The organism is Streptomyces sp. NPDC003635 (assembly GCF_053587635.1).
In genome coordinates this window covers 40781-60139 of sequence record NZ_JBSFOK010000021.1, presented here as the reverse complement: position 1 = coordinate 60139, position 19359 = coordinate 40781, and the positions used below count along the sequence as shown (strand labels likewise).

The 19359-nt window shown below is 71.2% G+C and carries 19 protein-coding genes, 1 pseudogene and 1 riboswitch; of the genes and pseudogenes, 10 read left to right on the top strand and 10 right to left on the bottom strand.

The window, feature by feature from the left end; genetic code table 11:
- Positions 1–42 precede the first annotated feature (42 nt).
- The 3 genes from ACWDRW_RS20870 to ACWDRW_RS20860 form a co-directional block, all read right to left on the bottom strand.
- The gene (locus ACWDRW_RS20870) at positions 43–300 is read right to left on the bottom strand and encodes a hypothetical protein (protein WP_451725201.1); all 258 of its coding nucleotides are present in this window, start codon (positions 298–300) and stop codon (positions 43–45) included.
- Between the two features lie 64 nt (positions 301–364).
- The gene (locus ACWDRW_RS20865; protein WP_451725199.1) at positions 365–823 is read right to left on the bottom strand and encodes a DUF6082 family protein; all 459 of its coding nucleotides are present in this window, start codon (positions 821–823) and stop codon (positions 365–367) included.
- 320 nt (positions 824–1143) lie between these two features.
- Complete coding sequence (locus tag ACWDRW_RS20860) at positions 1144–1551, bottom strand: winged helix-turn-helix transcriptional regulator (RefSeq protein ID WP_451725198.1); 408 nt, start codon at positions 1549–1551, stop codon at positions 1144–1146.
- Positions 1552–1640: 89 nt separating this feature from the next.
- Between ACWDRW_RS20860 and ACWDRW_RS20855 the strand changes: the two genes are divergently transcribed.
- From ACWDRW_RS20855 to ACWDRW_RS20840, 4 genes and pseudogenes are all read left to right on the top strand, one after another.
- The gene (locus tag ACWDRW_RS20855) at positions 1641–2495 is read left to right on the top strand and encodes an SDR family oxidoreductase (protein ID WP_451725196.1); all 855 of its coding nucleotides are present in this window, start codon (positions 1641–1643) and stop codon (positions 2493–2495) included.
- A 166-nt stretch (positions 2496–2661) separates the two neighbouring features.
- Complete coding sequence (rarD, locus tag ACWDRW_RS20850; RefSeq protein ID WP_451725281.1) at positions 2662–3618, top strand: EamA family transporter RarD; 957 nt, start codon at positions 2662–2664, stop codon at positions 3616–3618.
- Positions 3537–3773 (top strand): annotated as a pseudogene (locus ACWDRW_RS20845) (winged helix-turn-helix transcriptional regulator); the annotation flags it as partial. The gene rarD and the pseudogene ACWDRW_RS20845, both read left to right, overlap by 82 nt.
- A gap of 38 nt (positions 3774–3811) precedes the next feature.
- Positions 3812–4294 (top strand): VOC family protein, encoded by a 483-nt coding sequence (locus ACWDRW_RS20840; RefSeq protein ID WP_451725194.1) that lies wholly within the window; start codon positions 3812–3814, stop codon positions 4292–4294.
- A 16-nt stretch (positions 4295–4310) separates the two neighbouring features.
- Here the strand turns inward: ACWDRW_RS20840 and ACWDRW_RS20835 are convergent, their stop codons facing one another.
- A complete protein-coding gene (locus tag ACWDRW_RS20835; protein ID WP_451725192.1) occupies positions 4311–5684 on the bottom strand; it encodes a tetratricopeptide repeat protein in 1374 nt (457 codons plus the stop codon).
- Positions 5685–5842: 158 nt separating this feature from the next.
- Between ACWDRW_RS20835 and ACWDRW_RS20830 the strand changes: the two genes are divergently transcribed.
- Both ACWDRW_RS20830 and ACWDRW_RS20825 read left to right on the top strand, forming a co-directional pair.
- Complete coding sequence (locus tag ACWDRW_RS20830; RefSeq protein WP_451725191.1) at positions 5843–6343, top strand: DUF6668 family protein; 501 nt, start codon at positions 5843–5845, stop codon at positions 6341–6343.
- A 120-nt stretch (positions 6344–6463) separates the two neighbouring features.
- Positions 6464–7069, top strand: a complete 606-nt coding sequence (locus ACWDRW_RS20825) for a flavodoxin family protein (protein WP_451725189.1) — start codon at positions 6464–6466, stop codon at positions 7067–7069.
- 4 nt (positions 7070–7073) lie between these two features.
- Here the strand turns inward: ACWDRW_RS20825 and ACWDRW_RS20820 are convergent, their stop codons facing one another.
- From ACWDRW_RS20820 to ACWDRW_RS20800, 5 genes are all read right to left on the bottom strand, one after another.
- Positions 7074–7943 carry an ABC transporter permease gene (locus tag ACWDRW_RS20820; protein ID WP_451725187.1) on the bottom strand — a complete coding sequence of 290 codons (870 nt, stop codon included), beginning with the start codon at positions 7941–7943 and terminating at the stop codon, positions 7074–7076.
- The gene (locus ACWDRW_RS20815; RefSeq protein ID WP_451725185.1) at positions 7930–8922 is read right to left on the bottom strand and encodes an ATP-binding cassette domain-containing protein; all 993 of its coding nucleotides are present in this window, start codon (positions 8920–8922) and stop codon (positions 7930–7932) included. Before ACWDRW_RS20815 ends, ACWDRW_RS20820 begins: the two co-directional genes overlap by 14 nt.
- Before the next feature lie 10 nt (positions 8923–8932).
- A complete protein-coding gene (locus ACWDRW_RS20810) occupies positions 8933–10108 on the bottom strand; it encodes a LolA family protein (RefSeq protein ID WP_451725183.1) in 1176 nt (391 codons plus the stop codon).
- Between the two features lie 266 nt (positions 10109–10374).
- Positions 10375–11301, bottom strand: coding sequence for a CHRD domain-containing protein (locus tag ACWDRW_RS20805; protein WP_451725181.1), 927 nt, complete (start codon positions 11299–11301; stop codon positions 10375–10377).
- Positions 11302–11491: 190 nt separating this feature from the next.
- A complete protein-coding gene (locus ACWDRW_RS20800; RefSeq protein ID WP_451725180.1) occupies positions 11492–12502 on the bottom strand; it encodes a polyprenyl synthetase family protein in 1011 nt (336 codons plus the stop codon).
- Positions 12503–12774: 272 nt separating this feature from the next.
- Between ACWDRW_RS20800 and ACWDRW_RS20795 the strand changes: the two genes are divergently transcribed.
- Together ACWDRW_RS20795 and ACWDRW_RS20790 are read left to right on the top strand one after the other, a co-directional pair.
- Complete coding sequence (locus tag ACWDRW_RS20795; protein ID WP_451725178.1) at positions 12775–14829, top strand: CocE/NonD family hydrolase; 2055 nt, start codon at positions 12775–12777, stop codon at positions 14827–14829.
- 268 nt (positions 14830–15097) lie between these two features.
- Positions 15098–15279, top strand: a riboswitch (cyclic di-AMP (ydaO/yuaA leader).
- A 3-nt stretch (positions 15280–15282) separates the two neighbouring features.
- Positions 15283–15759: a transglycosylase SLT domain-containing protein gene (locus ACWDRW_RS20790; RefSeq protein ID WP_451725177.1), complete on the top strand. Its 477-nt coding sequence runs from the start codon at positions 15283–15285 to the stop codon at positions 15757–15759.
- 11 nt (positions 15760–15770) lie between these two features.
- Here ACWDRW_RS20790 and ACWDRW_RS20785 read toward each other — a convergent pair whose 3' ends face one another.
- On the bottom strand, positions 15771–16577 hold the full coding sequence (locus ACWDRW_RS20785) for an HAD family hydrolase (protein ID WP_451725175.1): 807 nt from the start codon (positions 16575–16577) through the stop codon (positions 15771–15773).
- Between the two features lie 365 nt (positions 16578–16942).
- Here ACWDRW_RS20785 and fahA point away from each other — a divergent pair, with 365 nt between their 5' ends.
- The gene (gene fahA, locus ACWDRW_RS20780) at positions 16943–18157 is read left to right on the top strand and encodes a fumarylacetoacetase (RefSeq protein WP_451725173.1); all 1215 of its coding nucleotides are present in this window, start codon (positions 16943–16945) and stop codon (positions 18155–18157) included.
- Between the two features lie 238 nt (positions 18158–18395).
- Complete coding sequence (locus ACWDRW_RS20775) at positions 18396–19334, top strand: M56 family metallopeptidase (RefSeq protein WP_451725171.1); 939 nt, start codon at positions 18396–18398, stop codon at positions 19332–19334.
- Positions 19335–19359 lie beyond the last annotated feature (25 nt).

Genomic DNA, 19359 nt, shown 5'->3' with positions numbered 1-19359 from the left:
CACGGAGGGCCCGGACGCTGTACGGCGTCCGGGCCCTCCGTGTCATGCGTCGGGGATGTCCCGCTTGGCTCTGAGGAGGGTGTCACGGGTGATGACGACGATGCGCTCGTAGTCGGCCCGGGCCGCGTCGGCGGGGAGCAGGGCGTCCAGTTCATCGGTCCGGTCCGTACCGATGACAGCGAAGCTTCCGTCGCTCAGTTCGAAGAGGTCCGGACATGTCTCGAAGGTCGTACTCCCGCGCTCCCGCGGTGAGTCACCGAGACGGCGGAGGATGCTGAGGGCAGGAAGATCACTGTGCACTGGCACAGTATCTGCCCCCAAGTCATGCAGATTCAAACGAAGTTAGACCTCTGGAGTGAACGAATCAAGGTGTGCCCACCACCCACCACTCCTCGGGATCGTCACGAAGCCCCTCCACGATCAGGTCGACCGCCCTGCCCACGCGCGCCTCGAGTGATTCGCCGGGCAGGCTCCGCCGGTGCTCCCGGGTCATGTCCCAGTAAGCGTCGAAAACTGGGGCCCGGCACAACACCCTCAAAGCGCCGATCAGTTCGTCCCACTCCATGGCGCCGACACGATGGTGGAGCACGTTCGCGGTGTACTGAGCGTTGACAAAGATCATCTGACGGCGCTCGTGCTCCGAGAGGCCCGACAAGGTGCTCACCGCCTCCGCCAGTGCCGGGTCCGCTATCGCCCGCTCCATCTGCGCCGCCATGATCCGATGAAGTTGGATCTGGTTCGAGTGCCGGATCTCCTGGGCGAGGAAGGTGAGTTGATGGAGCAGGCCCTCCGCCAGCTTCTCCTGGCGACGACGGCGGGACACGCGTCGAAAGCGGGTGCGTGCCCAGCCGGGCCCTGCCCCCGCTGCTGAATCGTTCCCTCGCGCATCTGGATTCTGTGTGGCCAAGGCGAACCCCCGGGTCAGGCATCCGGCTGCCGGCCGAGGCTCTCGTGAGCGGCACGAGGACCGGCACGCGGGTGGGCACAGCGCCCCGCCTCCAGCATGCCTGGCGGCTCAAGTCGGCGCAGGAGGCGGAAAAGGGGCGCATGGAAGGACGTACCGCTCATGTCCACCATGGCCTTGACATGTATGTGCCCGGCGAGCGCCTGCGCCATACGTTTCACAGACCCTGAGCGTCGACGTCAGCCCAGCTCAGCAGCCCTCTTTCGTGCGTCATACCTCTCGCGCGCCTCCTGCACCGCGTCCATCCGCCGCTCAGTCCACCCGGCGAGGTCGCGGACCCGTTCCGCCGCCTCGTGGCCCAGTTCGGTGAGGGAGTAGTCGACGCGGGGCGGGATCACCGGTTTGGCGTCCCTGAGGACCATGCCGTCGCGCTCCAGGGTCTGGAGGGTCTGGGTGAGCATCTTCTCGCTGACCGGGCGGACCTCGCTGATCGCTCGGCGGAGTTCGCTGAAGCGGTGGGGGCGGTCGAGGAGGTTGATCAGGACCAGGACGCCCCAGCGGCTGGTGACGTGTTCCAGCACCAGGCGGTACGGGCACATCGTCTCGCCGTCCGGTTGCCAGTCCCTGTTCACGGTACTTACTGCCATACCCGTACCTTACTTCAAAGTGGGTACTTTCCAATAGTTAGCGGAACTCCTAGGGTCGATCCCAGATCACCCCACAAGGAGTCACAAGAATGAGCATCGTCGTCACCGGAGCCACCGGACACCTGGGCCGTCACGTCGTGCGGCAGCTGCTGGAGAAGGTGCCGGCGGAGCAGGTCACCGCCGTCGTCCGCACCCCGGAGAAGGCCGCCGACCTCGCCGAGCGCGGCGTGCGGATCGCGGTCGCCGACTACAACGCCCCCGAGACCTTCAACGGCCTGTTCGCCGCCGGCGACAAGGTCCTGCTGGTCTCCGGCAACGAGTTCGACAAGGGCCGGGTCGCCCAGCACCGCGTCGTCATCGAGGCCGCGAAGGCCGCCGGTGTCGCCCTGCTCGCCTACACCAGCGCACCCGGCGGCCTCACCGCCGCCCTCGGCGACGACCACCGCGGCACCGAGGAGGCCCTGCTCGCCTCGGGCCTGCCGTACACGCTGCTGCGCAACAGCTGGTACCACGAGAACTACACCGAGAACCTCGCCCCGGTGCTGGAGCACGGCGCGGTCGTGGCGGCCGCCGGTGACGGGCGGGTCTCCTCGGCCTCGCGGGCGGACTACGCGGCCGCCGCCGTCGCCGTACTGACCGGCGAGGGGCACGAGAACCGGACGTACGAACTGGGCGGCGACGAGGCGTGGAGCTTCGCCGAGTACGCGGCCGAGCTCAGCCGCCAGACCGGCAGGGAGATCGGCTACCACGCGGTCGACGGTGAGGCCATGAAGGGGATCCTCGGCGGCACCGGCATGCCCGCGCCGTTCGTCGACATCCTCGTCGGCGTCGACGCCTCCATAGCCAAGGGCGAGCTGGTCGTCTCCTCCGGCGATCTGTCCCGGCTCACCGGGCGGCCGACCACGCCGTTCGCCGAGGCCATCGCCGCCGGGCTCAAGGGCTGAGACGCACCTCCGGGCTGTCATGACCGTATGGCGATACGGGCATGACAGCCCCGGGTGATCGGCGCTACCTTCTTCCAGGCGAGTACGACCAGGAGGAGGGCCCGTGAGCAAGAAGCCGAGGGGCGAGCGGCACATAGGACTGCTGAACGGCTTCGCGGCTTACGGGATGTGGGGGTTGTTCCCCCTGTTCTTCCCGCTGCTGAAGCCCGCGAGCCCCTTCGAGGTGCTGGCCCACCGGATGGTGTGGTCCCTCGCCGCGGTCGCCGTGGCCCTTCTCGTGATCCGGCGCTGGCGATGGGTCGGCGAGCTGCTGCGCCAGCCGCGCCGGATCGCGCTCATCGCGGTCGCCTCGGCCGTCATCGCCGTCAACTGGGGCGTCTACATCTGGGCCGTGAACAACGACCGGGTCGTCGAGGCCTCGCTCGGGTACTTCATCAATCCCCTGGTCACCATCGCGATGGGCGTGCTGCTGCTGAAGGAGCGGCTGCGGCCCGTGCAGTGGGCGGCGGTCGGGGTCGGCTTCGCCGCGGTACTCGTCCTCACCGTCGGCTACGGCCGTCCGCCGTGGATCTCGCTGATCCTCGCCTTCTCCTTCGCCACGTACGGACTGGTGAAGAAGAAGGTGGGCCTCGGCGGTCTGGAGTCGCTGGCCGCGGAGACCGCGATCCAGTTCCTGCCCGCCCTCGCCTTCCTGCTGTGGCTGACGGCCCAGGGCGACTCCACCTTCACCACCGAGGGCCCGGGGCACGCGGCGCTCCTCGCCACCACCGGCCTCGTCACCGCGCTGCCGCTGGTCTGCTTCGGAGCGGCGGCCATCCGCGTGCCGCTGTCCACCCTCGGGCTCCTTCAGTACCTGGCGCCCGTCTTCCAGTTCCTCCTCGGCGTCCTCTACTTCGCGGAGGCCATGCCCGCCGAGCGCTGGGCCGGGTTCGCGCTGGTCTGGCTGGCGCTGACGCTGCTGACGGCCGACGCCTGGCGCTCCGCGCGCCGGAACGCCCGGGCGCTGAGGGCCGACACCATCAGCCCCAGCACCACCATCGCGACCGGCACCACGAGCGCCGTACGGAACGCGGACAGTGTGTCCTCGGCGCCGACATCGACGGGGTCAGCCGGCGCAGGCTGACCGGGACGCTGCGGCCGTTGGAGCGGGGCGGTCTGGTGAAGCGGACCGTGCATCCGGTCGTACCGCCACGGGTGGAGTACGAGCTGACCCCGCTGGGCGGGATCGCGCGGGCGCGGGAGGCGTGCGAACGGGAACAGGCCGCCGTGGTCCATTAGGACAGGTTCTGACCTGGAGGGCCGCTATAAGTGACCCCATGACGCAGACACCTGAATCCGCATCAGCTCCCGCGCCCCTGCACTGGAAGCTCGTCATCGACTGCGCGAGCCCGCAGGCGCAGGCGGACTTCTGGGCCGCCGCGCTGCACTACGAGGTCGAGGACAACGACGCGCTCATCCAGCGGCTGCTGGAACTCGGCGCGCTGCCGCGCGAGGCCACCGTGGAGTTCCACGCGCGGCTCGCCTTCCGGGACCTGGTCGCGGTACGGCATCCCGAGGACCCGTACGACAAGGACAGCGGCACCGGGCTCGGGCGGCGGCTGCTGTTCCAGCGGGTGCCGGAGGAGAAGACCGTCAAGAACCGGCTCCATCTCGACCTGCACGCGGGTGAGGGGCAGCGGGAGGCCGAGGTGGAGCGGTTGCGGGGGCTCGGCGCGCGTGTGCTGCGGGAGGTCGCGGAACCGTCGGGGGCGTGGATCGTGATGGCGGATCCGGAGGGGAACGAGTTCTGCGTGCAGTGAGCGGCCCGGGCCGGTTCTAGGACTGTGCGCTCCGGGCGCGCTCGGTGAGCCGGTTCATGCGTGCGCGGGCCGACTCCAGCCGCTCGGCGTCCTCCGCGGCGGGGCCGCCCTCGGTGACGAGGGTGGCCCACAGGGTGACCAGGTCCTCGCCCAGGCGCAGGCCCGGTTCCGGATCGCGGACGCCGCGCCAGGCGGTCGCCGCGCTCAGGACGTTGCCGTAGGCGGCTTCGGCATCCTGGGCGCGGTGGTGTATCCGGGCCAGGTCGAGGGAGAGGGCGCAGGCCCGTGCCGGGTCGCCGGCCAGGTAGGCGATGTACGCGGCCAGTTCCCGCAGCCGCAGCACCTCGGGGTGTTCGGGGCCCAGGCTCTGGGACGCCTGCGCCACGGTCCGCGCCGCCAGTTCCGCCGCGTCGGGCGTGCGGCCTTCCCGGACGGCCGCGTTGATCCGGGCGACGGGCTCCGCGAGGAGAGCGGTGCCGGTAAGCGGCTCGTCACCGAGCACGGCTTCGGCCACGGCGTCGAAGCCGCGGGGCGGGGTGGGCGGCTTGGGCGCGGCGTCGAGGGCCGGGTCCTCCGGGACGGGGTCCACGTGAGCGGGGACCTTACGGGCGACCAGCGGCCGCGTCCGCGCGTCGAACGGCCTCGGCACCGGCGCGTCCATGACGGGCGGCGGCCCGAACTCCCCCATCGGCGGAGCGACCGTGCCGGGGGCGGGGGCGGGCAGGGGGGCGTCCGGAAGGTGCGCCGAGTCGGATGCGGGGGCCGAGAGGGGTGCGTCCGGGAAGCAGGCCGAGTCGGGCACGGCGTCCCGTACGGGGGCGGGCAGGGGGGCGTCCGGGAAGTGCGCCGAGTCGGGGAAGCGGCCCGGGTCCGGTACGGGGGCGTCCGGGAAGCGGGCCGGGGCGGGCGCGGCGTTCCGTGCGGGGGCGGGCAGGGGGACGTCGGGGAGCGCGGCGGGGGCGGGTACGGCTCGTAGTGGGTGCGTCGGGGCGGAGTCGGGGACGGCCCGGAGCAGGTGGGTCGGCCTGTCCCGGTTAGGCCGGGGTGGCGCTTCCGTCGCGAGGGGCGCGGCGTCCTCGCCGCGCGGAGCCGTGGGGGTCGGGTCTCCCGTCAGTTCGCTCGAACCGTCCGGGTGCACCTGCAGGGGTACGGCGTAGCCGATGCGGTCGTCCTGGATCGTCGCCCGGACCGGGTGACCGGTGGTGAGGGCGATGCCGTGCAGGTGGTTCAGGACGGTCTGCTGGATCTCCTCACCGTCGGCCGCCCTGACCGGGACGCCGCCGACCGAGGCGGTACGCGGGTCGGCGGTCGGGACGTGCACGTCGATCGGGGAGGCCGAAGGCCCGGACTGCTGCTGTTCCCGCCTCTTCGCGCGGCTGAGTCGAGACATCGGTTCCTCACTCGCTGGCTACACCTACCACCGAGTCTCTCCGCAGGTGCCCGGCGCACACGTCACCGCCGCGTCACAGCCTCGTTCCAGGAATCCCGCCCGCTTCGGGCACCCCCACCCACCCAAGATCGTTGGCGTGACGAGGGAGGAACACGGGCATGCGGACTGACGTGCAGCAGGGACCGGAGATCTGGATACGCGGACCGGTGGCCGTACCGCCGGGCGAGGACGCGCGGCCGTCCGCCACACCCCGCCGCTACTCCTGGGTCGCGACCCACGGCGGCGCCGGCGCCACCACGCTGGCCCGCGTCTACGGCGGCCACGACTGCGGACGTGACTGGCCCGGGCCCGCCGATCCGCGGTCCGTCCTCCTGGTCGGCCGTACGCACGCCGCCGGACTGGACGCCGTACTGCGTGCGGTGGAGGCGTTCCGCTACGGGCAGGTGCCCCCCGGCCTCGACCTCGACGGAGTGGTGCTCGTCGCGGACGCGCCCGGACGGCTGCCGCGGCAGCTGGCCCAAGGGGTGAAGGCGATCGAGTCGCTCGTCGACGTGTACCGCGTCCCCTGGGTGCAGGCCTGGCGGCTCGGTGAGACCGACGGGAAGCCGCCCCGGGAGACGGACGCCCTGGCTCACCTCATGGGAGCCGTACGCCGATAGGGACCCTCACGCCGAAGGGAACCGTGCGCCGATAGAACCCCCTCGACAACTACTTGCGTACGCATATACTGCAGATGCAGTTTGTTCGCGCACGCCGACCATTCGCATCCTGGGGGATCCATGACCCGCCGTTTCCTGTTCGTCCTCGGCAGCAGCCGCCCCGACGGCAACACCGAGTTCCTCGCCCGCCGCGCCGCCGAGCAGTTGCCGGAGGCCGTCGAGCAGGAGTGGATCGATCTCGCCGAGTACCCGCTGCCGGACTTCGAGGATCTGCGTCACGACACCGACCACGTCCGCCCGACCGAGGGCCCCGTCGCGCGGCTGCTCGACGCCACGGTCGCCGCGACGGACGTCGTGATCGCCTCCCCGCTGTACTGGTACACCCTGTCCGCCCCGGCAAAGCGCTACCTCGACTACTGGTCCGGCTGGCTGCGCACCCCCGGCCTCGACTTCAAGGCGACCATGGCGGGGCGCACGCTGTGGGGCGTCACCGTGCTCTCCGACCGCGAACCGGTGGTCGCCGACCCGCTGATCGGCGCGCTCAACAACTCGGCCGCCTACATGGGGATGCGCTTCGGCGGGGTGCTGCTCGGCAACGGCAGCAAGCCCGGCGACGTACGCAACGACACCGAGGCGCTGACCCGCGCGAAGTCGTTCTTCCAGAGTTTCCAGGGTGCACGGGACGGGGGCGAGGCACCGCTCGCCCGGTTCCCGTACGAGGACTGACGGCCTACGCCGTGATGTCCTTCGCCGCGAACCTCGCCCACGCCGCCGTGCCGAACACCCCGGCGTACAGGGCCTGCAGGCCGAGGTTCTTCACCAGGTCGTCCCAGTAGACCGGGTCGCGCATCAGGTCTGCGAAGGACAGCCAGTAGTGGGAGAAGAAGTACGGCTGGAACGCGTCGAGCTGGGGGATCTGGTCGAGGATCTGGACGGTGATCAGCAGACCCACCGTCGTCGCCATCGCCGCGATGCCGCTGTTGGTCAGGGTCGAGACGAACAGGCCCAGTGCCGCGACCCCGGTCAGGGACGCGGCGACGACCAGCGCGATCAGCAGGGCCCGGCCGAGCCCTTCGGTGAAGCCGATCCGGGTGCCTGAGATCGTCGTCAGGTCCCCCAGCGGGAAGAGCAGCGCGCCGACCGTCAGCGCCGAGATCGCGACCACGAGCGTGGCCAGCAGACAGAAGGCCATCGTGGTCGCGTACTTGGTGAGCAGCAGCCGGGTGCGGCCCGCCGGGGCGACCAGGAGGTAGCGCAGGGTGCCCGCGTTCGCCTCGCCGGCGATGGCGTCGCCCGCGACGACGCCGATGGCCATCGGCAGGAAGAAGGGGAGCGTCGCGGCGAGGGCGGTGAAGACCAGGAACAGGCCGTTGTTGGTGATCTGCGAGATGAATGCGGGGCCTTCCCCTCCCCCGCCGCCCATGGATCCGCCGTCACCGGTCTCGATCTTCACGGCGACGCCGACGAGGACCGGTACGGCGGCCAGTACGCCCAGCAGGGCGAGCGTGCGCCAGCGTCCGAGCGTCATGCGCAGCTCGTTGCGCAGGAGCCCGAAGGACCACAGCGGGTTCGCCGGGCGCGCGAGTTCAGCCCGCGACATCGAAGCCCTCCCCCGTCAGCGCCACGAACGCGTCCTCCAGGGAGGCCCGCTCGATCGTGAAGCCCCGCACCCGTACCCCCGTCGCGACCAAGGCCTCGTTGATGTCGGCCAGTTCGCCGTCCGGAGGTTCCGCCGTCACCCGGTCGTCGTCGATCACCACGTCGGACAGCCCCTGCTCCTTCAGCACCCGGGCCGCGTCCGCCGCGTCTGGGGTCGTCACGGCCAGGCGACCGCGCGTCCCCGCCGCCAGCTCCGCCACCGCGCCCTGGGTGACCAGCCGGCCCTGCGCCATCACCGCCGCGTGGGTGCACACCTGCTCGATCTCGTCGAGGAGGTGTGAGGAGAGGAAGACGGTCGTGCCGTCGGAGGCCAACTCCCTTATCAGCGCCCGGATCTCGCGCATGCCCTGCGGGTCGAGGCCGTTGGTCGGCTCGTCCAGAACCAGCAGCCGGCGCGGCTGGAGCAGCGCCGCCGCGAGCCCGAGCCGCTGCTTCATGCCGAGCGAGTACGCCTTGGCCTTCTTGCCCGCGGCGGCCGTCAGGCCCACCCGGTCCAGCGCCGCCGCGACGCGGTCGTGCCGGGTGCGCGGGTCGGCGGTCGGGTCCGCGGCGTCGTAGCGCAGGAGGTTGTCGCGGCCGGAGAGGAAGCCGTAGAGCGCCGGGCCCTCGATGAGGGCGCCGACGTGCGGGAGGACCGAGCGGGTCGCCCGGGGCATGGGGCGGCCGAGTACCCGGGCCGTGCCCGAGGTGGGTTCGATGAGCCCCATGAGCATCCGGATGGTGGTGGTCTTGCCGGAGCCGTTGGGGCCGAGGAAGCCGAAGACGCTGCCCGCCGGGACGGTCAGATCGAGGCCGTCCACGGCGAGCTGTCCGCCGCGGTAGCGCTTGGTGAGCGCGCGGGTGACGATCACGCTGTCACCCGCGGGGTGCCGCTCCTGTTCCGCTTCCGATTCCGCTTCCGCGGCGGACGTTTCGGTCATGGGTGCCTTCTTACCCGGCGTTCGCCGCCTTCACCAGGGCATCCTTGGTGACCGCTCCGACGTAGACCTTGCCGTCTTCCGTGATCAAGGCGTTGACCAGGCGGGTCTTGAAGACCGTGCCCTCGCCGAACTCGCCCTTCACCTTGTCGCCGAGGGAGTCCAGGAAGCCGCCGAGGTCACCGCCGACCTCGGAGCCGGAGGGGATGCCCTCGCCGCCACCGTCCAGGACGGCGATGGAGTTCCAGCCCTCGCCGATGACCTCGGGCTCGCCCTCGGGAGCGCCCTCAGGGGCCTTGGAGTGCTCCTCCGGGGCCTGGACCTCGCCCTCCTCGGTGACCTTGGCGCCCTTCGGCGGGGTGAAGTCGAAGGTGGAGGCGTCCGGCTTGGCGAAGCTGACCTGCGTGAAGCCGGCGTCCACCACGGCGGCGCCGCCGCTCGACGGGGTGAGCGTGAACTTCAGCGGCATGCCCGTCTTCGCGTCCACGGCCACGGTGATGGCGCCGACCGTGGTGTCGTCCTGCTTGGGCTTGATCAGCAGCCGGTAGGCGTCCCGGCCCGCGACCTGCGCGGTGCCGTCGACGGTGACGGAGGTGGTGTCGTCGACCGCCTTCAGCGTCTCCTCGGTGAGGTCCTTGGGCGTGGCCGGGGTCTCCTCGTGGATGCTCTCCTCGGTGGTGCCGTGGAAGACCTCGTTGGTGGCGCTGTCGTAGCCCCAGACGTCCTTGCCGTTGTGGATCAGGCTGTACTCGGCGGCGTTCTCCAGCAGGGAGAGCTTCTGCCGGTCGGGCCCGTCGACGGCGACGCGCAGGGTGTGCGTGCCGGACACCAGTTCGGTGAGCTTGGTCGACGGGTCGGCGGACGAGCCGTCCCCGGACTCCATGGCCCCGGAAGCCAGCGAGCTCTCCAGGCCACCGAGGTCGGGCAGCCCCAGATCGGTGCTGATCTTCACGGTTCCGGACAGCCGCTGCACGTCGGACTCGGCGATCTTCTCGATGAGTTGCTGTGCGCTGATCTCCGGCAGGTCGGGGTCGCCCGAGTCGGCGAGGGCGGGGACGAGACCGATGGTCGCCGCCGCCACGCCCACCACCGCGACCGGCACGACGTACCGCGCGGCCTTGCGCCGCCCGGAGCGCAGGTCGTCGGTCTCGTCCCCGGTCGTGCTGTCGTCGGATTCGTACGGTGCCATGTGTGCCTTACCTCCGTCGTCGGCGGCGGCCTGCCAACTCCCGTGCGTCCAGCCCGTAGCCGCCATTCTCACCCGAATCGGTGAGGAGTGGTGTTTTCCGTTGTCACCATCTGACCAAATCGGCGGCCGCCAAGCGTCAGACCGCGGGCTCAACTCCGTGTACACCTGCGGTATGACACGAGAGGGCGGCGTCTCCCCCGACCCGTAGGGGTCGCGGAGGGAGGACGCCGCCCGGGGTGCTCTCGATCAGCGCCGGGTGCTCTCGATCAGCGCTGGATGAACACGTAGTCCGCCTGGTAGGGCACGCCGACGATCGTCCCCGGGGCGCAGGAGCCGGCCGGGGCGACGCCGCCGACGGTGTTGAGCCGGAGGATCTCGGCGGTACGGGCGAGCAGACCCCGGTGCTTGCCGGACTGAGTGGCCTTCAGGTCCAGCTCGGGGATGTTCCCCGACCCGTTCGGGGTCCTGCTGATGACCGATCCGGTGACCGCGCTGCGGTCGGGTGCGATCCACTGCGGCGTACCGGAGTTGGGCGCGACGAAGGAGTGCGCGATGGGCCCGGCCAGTACCGCGCTGACGTCCCGCTGGGCGAAGGCGTGGCCGCCGCCCTCGGCCGGCTTGCACTCGTAGATCTGGCGGCCCTTGATGACGGAGGCCTGGAAGTTGTCGAGCGCGTGGCGGAAGTCGAAGGCGGTGGTGACCTTGTGGAGCTGCCCGCGGACGGCGCCGGCCGGGAACGCGGCGGTGTGCAGGTTGGCGTAGAACGAGCCGGGGTCGGACCGCAGGGAGTCGAGCAGGGCCGCGTCCTGCACCTGGACGCTGCCGGTGAGGGTCTTGCCCTTGCCCTTGCTCTTGCTCTTGCTCTTCGTGAGCAGGCCGGTGAAGTCGACCTTGACCCCGCCGTTGGTGCCCTTGGCTCCCTGGTGGATGTGGAGCGCGGTGGGCCGGTCGACCCCGCGCCACTTGACGGCGACGGACACCTCGTCGCCCTTGACCTCGACGAACTGGAGGGCGGCGCCGTCCGGGTCCCCGACCGACACCTCGTTCGCGCCGCGAAGGCTGGCGGCGAGGACGGTGGCGCCGCTGTCGGCGGTCCCGCCGTCGTGGGCGGTCCGGCCGTCGTGGGCGGTGGCGGATGTGGGGACGAGAGCGGCGGCCACGGCGACGGCGGCGACGATCAGGCTCGTACGCATGAGGTTTTCTCCCCGTATGTCAGCCGACGCCCCCTGCGTCGACTTCTGGGCATGAATACGGGAAGATCCGAGTTTGGACTCAGTCCACCGGTGTGAGGCGGGTCACGAACGCCTGCACGGGGTCGCAGGCCACTAGTGCCGCATCAGGCAACGTTCGCCCCGTCGCGGGCAAACGTTGCCTGACGCGGCACTAGCCCGCCCGGTGCACCACCGCGTCGCACAGCTCCATCAGCGCGGCCTTGGCGTCGCACTCGGGCAGCGGCGCCAGCGAAGCCCGCGCGTCCTGCGCGTACCGCACGGTGTCCCGCCGGGCCTGCTCCAGGGCTGGATGCCCGCGCAGCCCGGCCAGGGCCTCCGCGAGCCGCGTGTCGTCGCTCAGGTCGGAGTCCAGCAGCTCGCACAGCGCGACGTCCTCCGCCAGCCCCAGCCGCTCCGCCCGCTCGCGCAGCCGCAGCACGGGCAGCGTCGGAATGCCCTCGCGCAGATCCGTGCCCGGGGTCTTGCCGGACTCGTGCGAGTCGGAGGCGATGTCCAGCACGTCGTCCGCGAGCTGGAAGGCGACCCCCAGCCGCTCGCCGTACTGGGTGAGCACGTCCACGACCGTCTCGTCGGCCCCCGACATCATCGCGCCGAACCGACACGACACCGCCACCAGCGAGCCCGTCTTGCCGGCCAGCACGTCCAGGTAGTGCTCGATCGGGTCCCGACCGTCCTGCGGCCCCGCGGTCTCCAGGATCTGCCCGGTCACGAGCCGTTCGAACGCCTCGGCCTGCACCCGGACCGCCTCGGGACCGAGGTCGGCGAGGATGTGCGAGGCACGGGCGAACAGGAAGTCACCCGTGAGGACCGCGACCGAGTTGCCCCAGCGGGTGTTCGCGCTGTCCACCCCGCGCCGGACCTCGGCCTCGTCCATCACGTCGTCGTGGTACAGAGTCGCCAGGTGGGTCAGCTCCACCACCACGGCCGACGGCACGATGCCCGGCGCGTACGGGTCCCCGAACTGCGCGGCGAGCATCACGAGCAGCGGCCTGAACCGCTTCCCGCCGGCGCGCACGAGATGCTGGGCCGCCCCCGTGATGAAGGGGACCTCGCTCTTGGTGGCCTCGAGCAATCCCTCCTCGACAGCCGCCAATCCGGCCTGGACATCGGCTTCCAGAGCCTGGTCCCGCACGCTCAGCCCGAACGGCCCGACGACGGTCACGAGGGGTCTCCTGTCTGCTGGTGTCTACTGGCGATTACGCGGTTTGTCGATAGGTCGCTGCCTTCACTCAAGTCAGCGTATCCGGTCACGTTTCGATCACCGTCGCCGCCCACCGGTCCACGACGGGCGGTACCGGATCATGGCGGCTATGTTTTTGATCACCTGATAAGAACGGATATCCATCGACTTACGTGGAAGTAGTGGAGCGTGTCTCGAACCGAAGTCGATGTCTCACCCGGCAGCGGCCCGGCCCCGAGGGCGGGGGCATCGCGATGAGCCCGCACATCCGTACGTCCTTCCCCTACGAGACCACTCACGAGGACCTCCGTATCCCGCTGGCGGACGGAACCCTGCTCTACGCGCGGGTGTGGCGCCCGCTGACCGACGTACCCGTCCCGGCGCTTCTCGAGTACCTCCCGTACCGGCTGACCGACTGGACGGCCCCGCGCGACTTCCAGCGCCACCCCTGGTACGCCGGTCACGGCTACGCCTCCGTCCGGGTGGACGTCCGCGGGCACGGCAACAGCGAGGGGCTGCCGACGGACGAGTACTCGGCGACGGAGCTGGCCGACGGGGTCGAGGTGGTGCACTGGCTGGCGGCCCAGCCCTGGTGCGACGGCAAGGTCGGCATGTTCGGCATCTCCTGGGGCGGCTGCAACGCCCTCCAGATCGCGGCCCTCGCGCCCGAGCCGCTCAAGGCGATCGTCACGGTCTGCTCCTCCGACGATCGTTATGACAACGACGTGCACTACACGGGAGGTTCCGTCCTCGCGGTCGACATGCACGCCTGGGCGGCGACCATGCTCGCCCTCGTCTCCCGCCCACCCGATCCGCGCCACGTCGGCGCGGCCTGGCGGGAGCTGTGGCTCAAGCGCCTGGAGGCCGTCGAACCGCTCCTGCACACCTGGCTGGCCCACCAGACCCGGGACGACTACTGGCGCCACGGCAGCGTCTGCGAGGACTACGGCGCCATCGACGCCGCCGTCCTCGCGGTGGGCGGCTGGCACGACCCGTACCGCGACACCGTGCTCCGGCTCCTCGAGCACCTGCCCGCCGACCGCGTCCGCGGCCTGATCGGGCCCTGGTCCCACCAGTACCCCGACCGAGGACTGCCGCCGGGACCGGCGATCGGGTTCCTCCAGGAGACCCTGCGCTGGTGGGACCACTGGCTGAAAGACCGGGGGCCCCTCCCGGAACCCCTCCTGCGGGCCTACGTCAGCGGCTCCCACCCGCCCGCCACGGTGTACGACACCCTGCCCGGCCGCTGGGTCGGCGAGCCGGCCTGGCCCTCCCCGAACGTCACGGACGTGACGTACGCCTTCCAGGGTGCCCCCGTGCTCGTACGGTCGCCCATGCAGACCGGGGTGGACGCCGGCCGCTTCGTGCCGTTCGGGAACGACGCCGACCTGCCGCCGGACCAGCGGGAGGAGGACGCGCGCTCGGCCTGCTTCGAGTTCGCGGTGGGCGAGGAGACCTGGGTGCTGGGGCGGCCGAGGGTGCGGCTGCGGCTGACCTCTGAGGTGCCGCGCGGGCAGGTCGTCGCCCGGGTCTGCGATGTCGCCCCCGACGGCTCCTCGACGCTCGTCACACGGGGCGTGCTGAACCTCTCCGCGCGGCACGGCCGCGACCGGGCGGTGCCATGGGAGCCGGGCGCCACCCAGGACGTCGCGTTCGAGCTGAACGCCGTCGGACACGCCTTCCCGGCCGGCCATCGCATCCGGCTCGCGGTGTCGTCGGCGTACTGGCCCTGGGTCTGGCCCCAGCCGGAGTCGGCGGCGGGCTTCTCGCTCGATCCGGCGGGGAGCTTCCTGGAACTGCCGGTACGCGCGCGTGCCGTCTCCTCCGACAGCGCCGGCGGGGACGGCTTCGAGACCGACCCCGAGATCACCTCCGTGATCCCCTCCGAGATCACCTTCGACGAACCGGAGCACGCCGAGCCGCTGGGCGTGAGCTGCCCGGTCACCCTGGACGAGCCGCCCCCCGAGCGGCTCGTCGTCCGTGACGTGGCCAAGGGCGAGTGGCGCCTGGAGGTCGAGCCTCGCCACGGCGGCACGCGCGTGTACCCGGACGGTCTGGAGTTCACCGAGGACGCGCTGGAGACGTACACGATCCAGGAGGCGGACCCGCTCTCCGCCCGTGCCGGCTCGGAGTGGTCGATCCGGCTGCACCGCCCGGAACTGGCGTGGGACACCTCCGTACAGACCCGTTCGGAGATCGCCTGCGACGCGGAGGACTTCGTCGCCACGAACGAGGTGATCTGCCGGGAGGGCGGCGAGGTGGTGTTCCACCGGACGTGGGAGAAGCGGATTCCGCGAACGGCCGGTTGATAAGGCCCTATTGGATTGATTGCCCGATTTGGTAGGTCTTGCGCTGGGCGTGAATTGACTCACGCGAGGGTGCGCACAGTCGTCCCACAGACTTCCCCCGACACCCCCTCGTCGCTTGCGAGTTGAACCTTGGCACCCGCAAAGGCTCAACAGCCGCACACCCCTTGGGTAAAGATCAAATCCCTTGATATGTGAATCCGCCACTTGTTTCGGACATGTGCTCTCGCATACGTTCCCGGCCTGTCGGGCGGACGCCTCATCCTGCCGCCGTCCGACTCCACCGAGATCTTCGTACGGCAGGAGCGGGGGACCCAGGTACGTCGCCGGGCCGGACGTCTTCGGACATACCGGTACGGCTCGGGGTGAAGTCGTGCGCTCTTCGTGGTGCGCGGCCGGGCAGCTCCCGCCCGAACCCGACAGCTCACCTCGCAGGCGCCGGAGAGGAACCTCGTCATGTCTGCTGCCGCTCAGCCCCGCCGCCCCCGCCGCGTCGCCCGCAAGCTCGCCGTCCTCGGCACCGGAGCCGCCGTACTCGCGCTCCCCCTCATCGGCGCGACCAACGCCTCGGCGGCCACCTCGACCGTCACCACCGCCACCTCGCTCGGGTACGCCAACAACCTCGACGGCTGGATCCGCGCGTCCCTCCAGGTCATGGCGCAGAACGGGATCCCCGGCAGCTACGACGGCATCTACCGCAACATCATTCGGGAGTCCTCGGGCAACCAGTACGCGATCAACAACTGGGACTCCAACGCCGCCGCCGGCACCCCGTCCAAGGGCCTGCTCCAGGTGATCGACCCGACCTTCCAGGCGTACCACGTGGCGGGCACCTCCTACGACCCCTACGACCCGGTCGCGAACATCACCGCCGCCTGCAACTACGCTGCCCAGCGGTACGGCTCGATCGACAACGTCTTCGGCGCGTACTGAGCCTTCTCCCGCTACCGGAAGAGTCTTTCGAGGACGACGGCGATGCCGTCGTCCTCGTTCGACAGGGTGATCTCGTCGGCAACCGCCTTGAGTTCGGGGTGGGCGTTGGCCATCGCGACGCCGTGCGCCGCCCAGTCGAACATCGGGATGTCGTTGGGCATGTCCCCGAAGGCGATCGTCCGCTCCGGGCCGAGGCCGAGGTGGTCCGCGGCCAGCGCGAGGCCGGTCGCCTTGGTGATGCCGCATGGCTGAAGTTCGACCGTCCCCGGGCCCGACATGGTGACCGTCGCCAGCGAACCGACCACCGAGCGGGCCGTCGCCGCCAACTGGTCGTCGGACAGGTCGGGATGGCGCAGCAGCACCTTGCTGATCGGCTCGCACCACAGGTCGTCGCGCCGCCCGACCCGCACCGCGGGCAGGGTGGGGTGCGGCATCAGATAGCCGGGCTCGATCAGCGTGAGCCCGTCGACGCCGTCCTGGTCGACCGCGGCGTAGACCTGCCCCACCTCGGCCTCGATCTTGCCGAGCGCGGTCTCGGCCAACTCCCGGTCCAGGGTGACCGACCACAGGAGACGGTTCGCGCCGGCGTCGTACACCTGCGCGCCCTGCCCGCACACCGCGAGCCCCTCGCTTCCGAGGAGGTCGAGGAGCGGCCGCACCCTGGGCGCCGGCCGGCCGGTCACCACCAGGTGCCGGGCGCCGGACTCCGCCACCCGCGCGAGCGCGGCGAGCGACCGGTCGGACAGCGTGTCGTCGCCTCGGAGCAGCGTTCCGTCCAGATCGGTGGCGATGAGTGAATATGCGATGGGTGCGGCCATGATCAGAGAATACGGACAGGACGCCCCGGCGACTCAGCGCGAACCGGACGACCCCGGCGTCCACCACGGCCCCGCGCGCCCCCTCCAACTCCCTTGATATCAGCCGCATATGGTGCAATGAGGGCAAGCTGTGACGAACGGGGGCGATTGGTGCGGTCGGCCAGGACCGGGACTCCGTGTGGTAGCCGATGGCGACGTCCGGGCGCCGATCGTCGGCGGGCGGGAGCGGTGCCCGGAGCGGGCGCGGGGCGTCTTCGACGACTGATCATCTCGCTCCTTCGGCACTGCCCAAGAGGGGTGCCCCACACGTAACGTGTCCGGCGACGACACGGACCCGTGGCACGCACGAGAGTGAGGCAGCACCCATGCCCCCCTTCGATCTCCCCGAGGGCGACCCCTTCGGCCCGCACAACCTTCCGTACGGTGTCTTCTCCGTCCCCGGTGAGGACGGAGACCGCCGGGTCGGTGTACGGCTCGGCGACCACGTCCTGGACGCGGGGGCGGCGGCGCGGGTGCTGGGTTCCCCGTACGCCTCCCTGCTCGACCGGCCCACGCTCAACCCGCTGCTGGCCGCCGGCCGCACCGCCTGGTCGGACGTGCGCCGCGCGCTGACGGCCTGGGTCACGGTGCCGTCGCACCGGGAGACCATCGAGCCGCTGTTCCACCCGCTGTCCTCGGTGACCCTGCACCTCCCCTTCGAGGTCGCGGACTACGTCGACTTCTACGCCTCCGAGAACCACGCCCGGAACGTCGGCCAGATGTTCCGCCCCGACGCGGCGGACTCCCTCACCCCGAACTGGAAGCACCTCCCGATCGGCTACCACGGCCGCTCCGGCACGGTCGTCGTCTCCGGCACGGATGTCGTACGGCCCTCCGGCCAGCGCAAGGCCCCGACCGACGCGGCCCCCGTCTTCGGCCCGTCCGTCCGACTGGACATCGAGGCGGAGGTCGGCTTCGTGGTGGGCGTGCCCTCGGCGATGGGCAGCCCGGTCGGCCTCGGTGACTTCCGGGAGCACGTGTTCGGGCTCTGCCTGCTCAACGACTGGTCCGCGCGTGACGTCCAGGCCTGGGAGTACGTCCCGCTCGGCCCGTTCCTCGGCAAGTCCTTCGCCACCTCGGTGTCGGCGTGGATCACCCCGCTGGACGCCCTGGACGCGGCCCGTGTGACGCCGCCGGAGCGCACCCACGAACTGCTGCCCTACCTGGACGACGCGGCCGAGGAGCCCGGTGGCTACGACCTGCGGATCTCGGTGTCCCTCAACGGCCATGTGATCGCCGAGCCCCCTTTCTCCACGATGTACTGGACGGCCGCCCAGCAGCTCGCCCACATGACGGTCAACGGCGCCTCCCTGCGCACCGGCGACCTCTACGGCTCCGGCACGGTCAGCGGCCCGACGGAACGCGAACGCGGCTCCCTGCTGGAGCTGACCTGGAACGGCCGCGACGCCCTCGAACTCCCCGACGGCAAGCGCACCTTCCTGGAGGACGGCGACGTGGTGACCCTGTCGGCATGGGCACCAGGTGCGGACGGCGCCCGGGTGGGGCTGGGCGAGGTGACGGGACGGGTGGTGGCGGGGTGAGGCGTACGCCTTCCCCCGGTTTCAATAGCCCGCGTCCGTAGGGGGGTTGACGCTCCTTCCCGACGGTTGCCCGCCTTTCGTCCCGGCCGGGAGTTCACCGGCCGCAGACGTCTGCCGCGTGCCCTCCGTCGCCGTCATACTGGGCGGCGGACGGTGCGCGCGGCACCCGCTCCGCACCGCCCGCGCACGGACCGCACCGCAGCCGCCCTTGTCCCGACCAGGATCCGGAGCCCGTGGCATGACCGTCTGCCTGCTCCTGCTGAGCGCCGTCGCGCTGACGGCCGCCGTGCCGGTGCCGCGTTCCCTGACCCGGGCCGCCTGGCCCGAGCGGGAGCCGGTGGTCGGGCTGTGGGTGTGGCAGTGCCTGGTCGCCACCGTCCTGCTGTGCTGTCTGACGGCCCTGGTCCTGGGTGCCGCAGCCGTCTTCCACACGGTCCGCGACCATGTCTTCGCGCCCGCGCCGCCGGCCGTGACCGCGGCGTACGACCTCTCCGCGGCGCCGGTCTGGGCGACCGCGCTCACCCTGCTGCTGGCCTGCGGCGCCGCCTGGACCACGGCGATGCTGGCCCGCGAGCTGGTCGAGGCCCGCCGCAGTCGCGGCCAGGCCAGGGCCCACCTGCGCGAACGCGCTCCGGACCTGCCGGCGGGGCTGCCTGCCGCGCGCGGCCCCTTGCTGGTGCTGGAGGACGAGTACCCGGACGCCTGGTGGATGCCGGGCAACCCGCCCCAGCTGATCGTCACGACGGGCGCCCTGCACCGGCTGACCGACCACCAGTTGGACGCGGTCCTCACCCACGAACGCGGCCACGCGCGCGCCCGCCACGACTGGCTGCTGCACCTCTCCACGGCCCTTGCCACCGGCTTCCCCCGCGTCCCGTTGTTCTCCCACTTCTGCGACCAGACGCACCGGCTGGTCGAACTGGCCGCGGACGACACGGCGTCCCGCCGGTGCGGTCACCTCACGACGGCTCTGGCGCTGATCGAGCTGAACCAGCACCGAGGCGTCCTGTCCTGCGCCTCCAGCAACCGCCTCCTGGGCGAGCGAGTGGACCGCCTCCTGGAACCCCGCCCCCGCCTGGGCCGCCGCCACCGAGTCCTCACGGCGGCAACCGCGGCGCTGGTCCCCCTGCTCCCCCTCCTGATCGTCTTCGGCCCGGGCTTGACGGCGCTGGCGTAGACCGGGGCGTCTCCGGGAGAAGCAC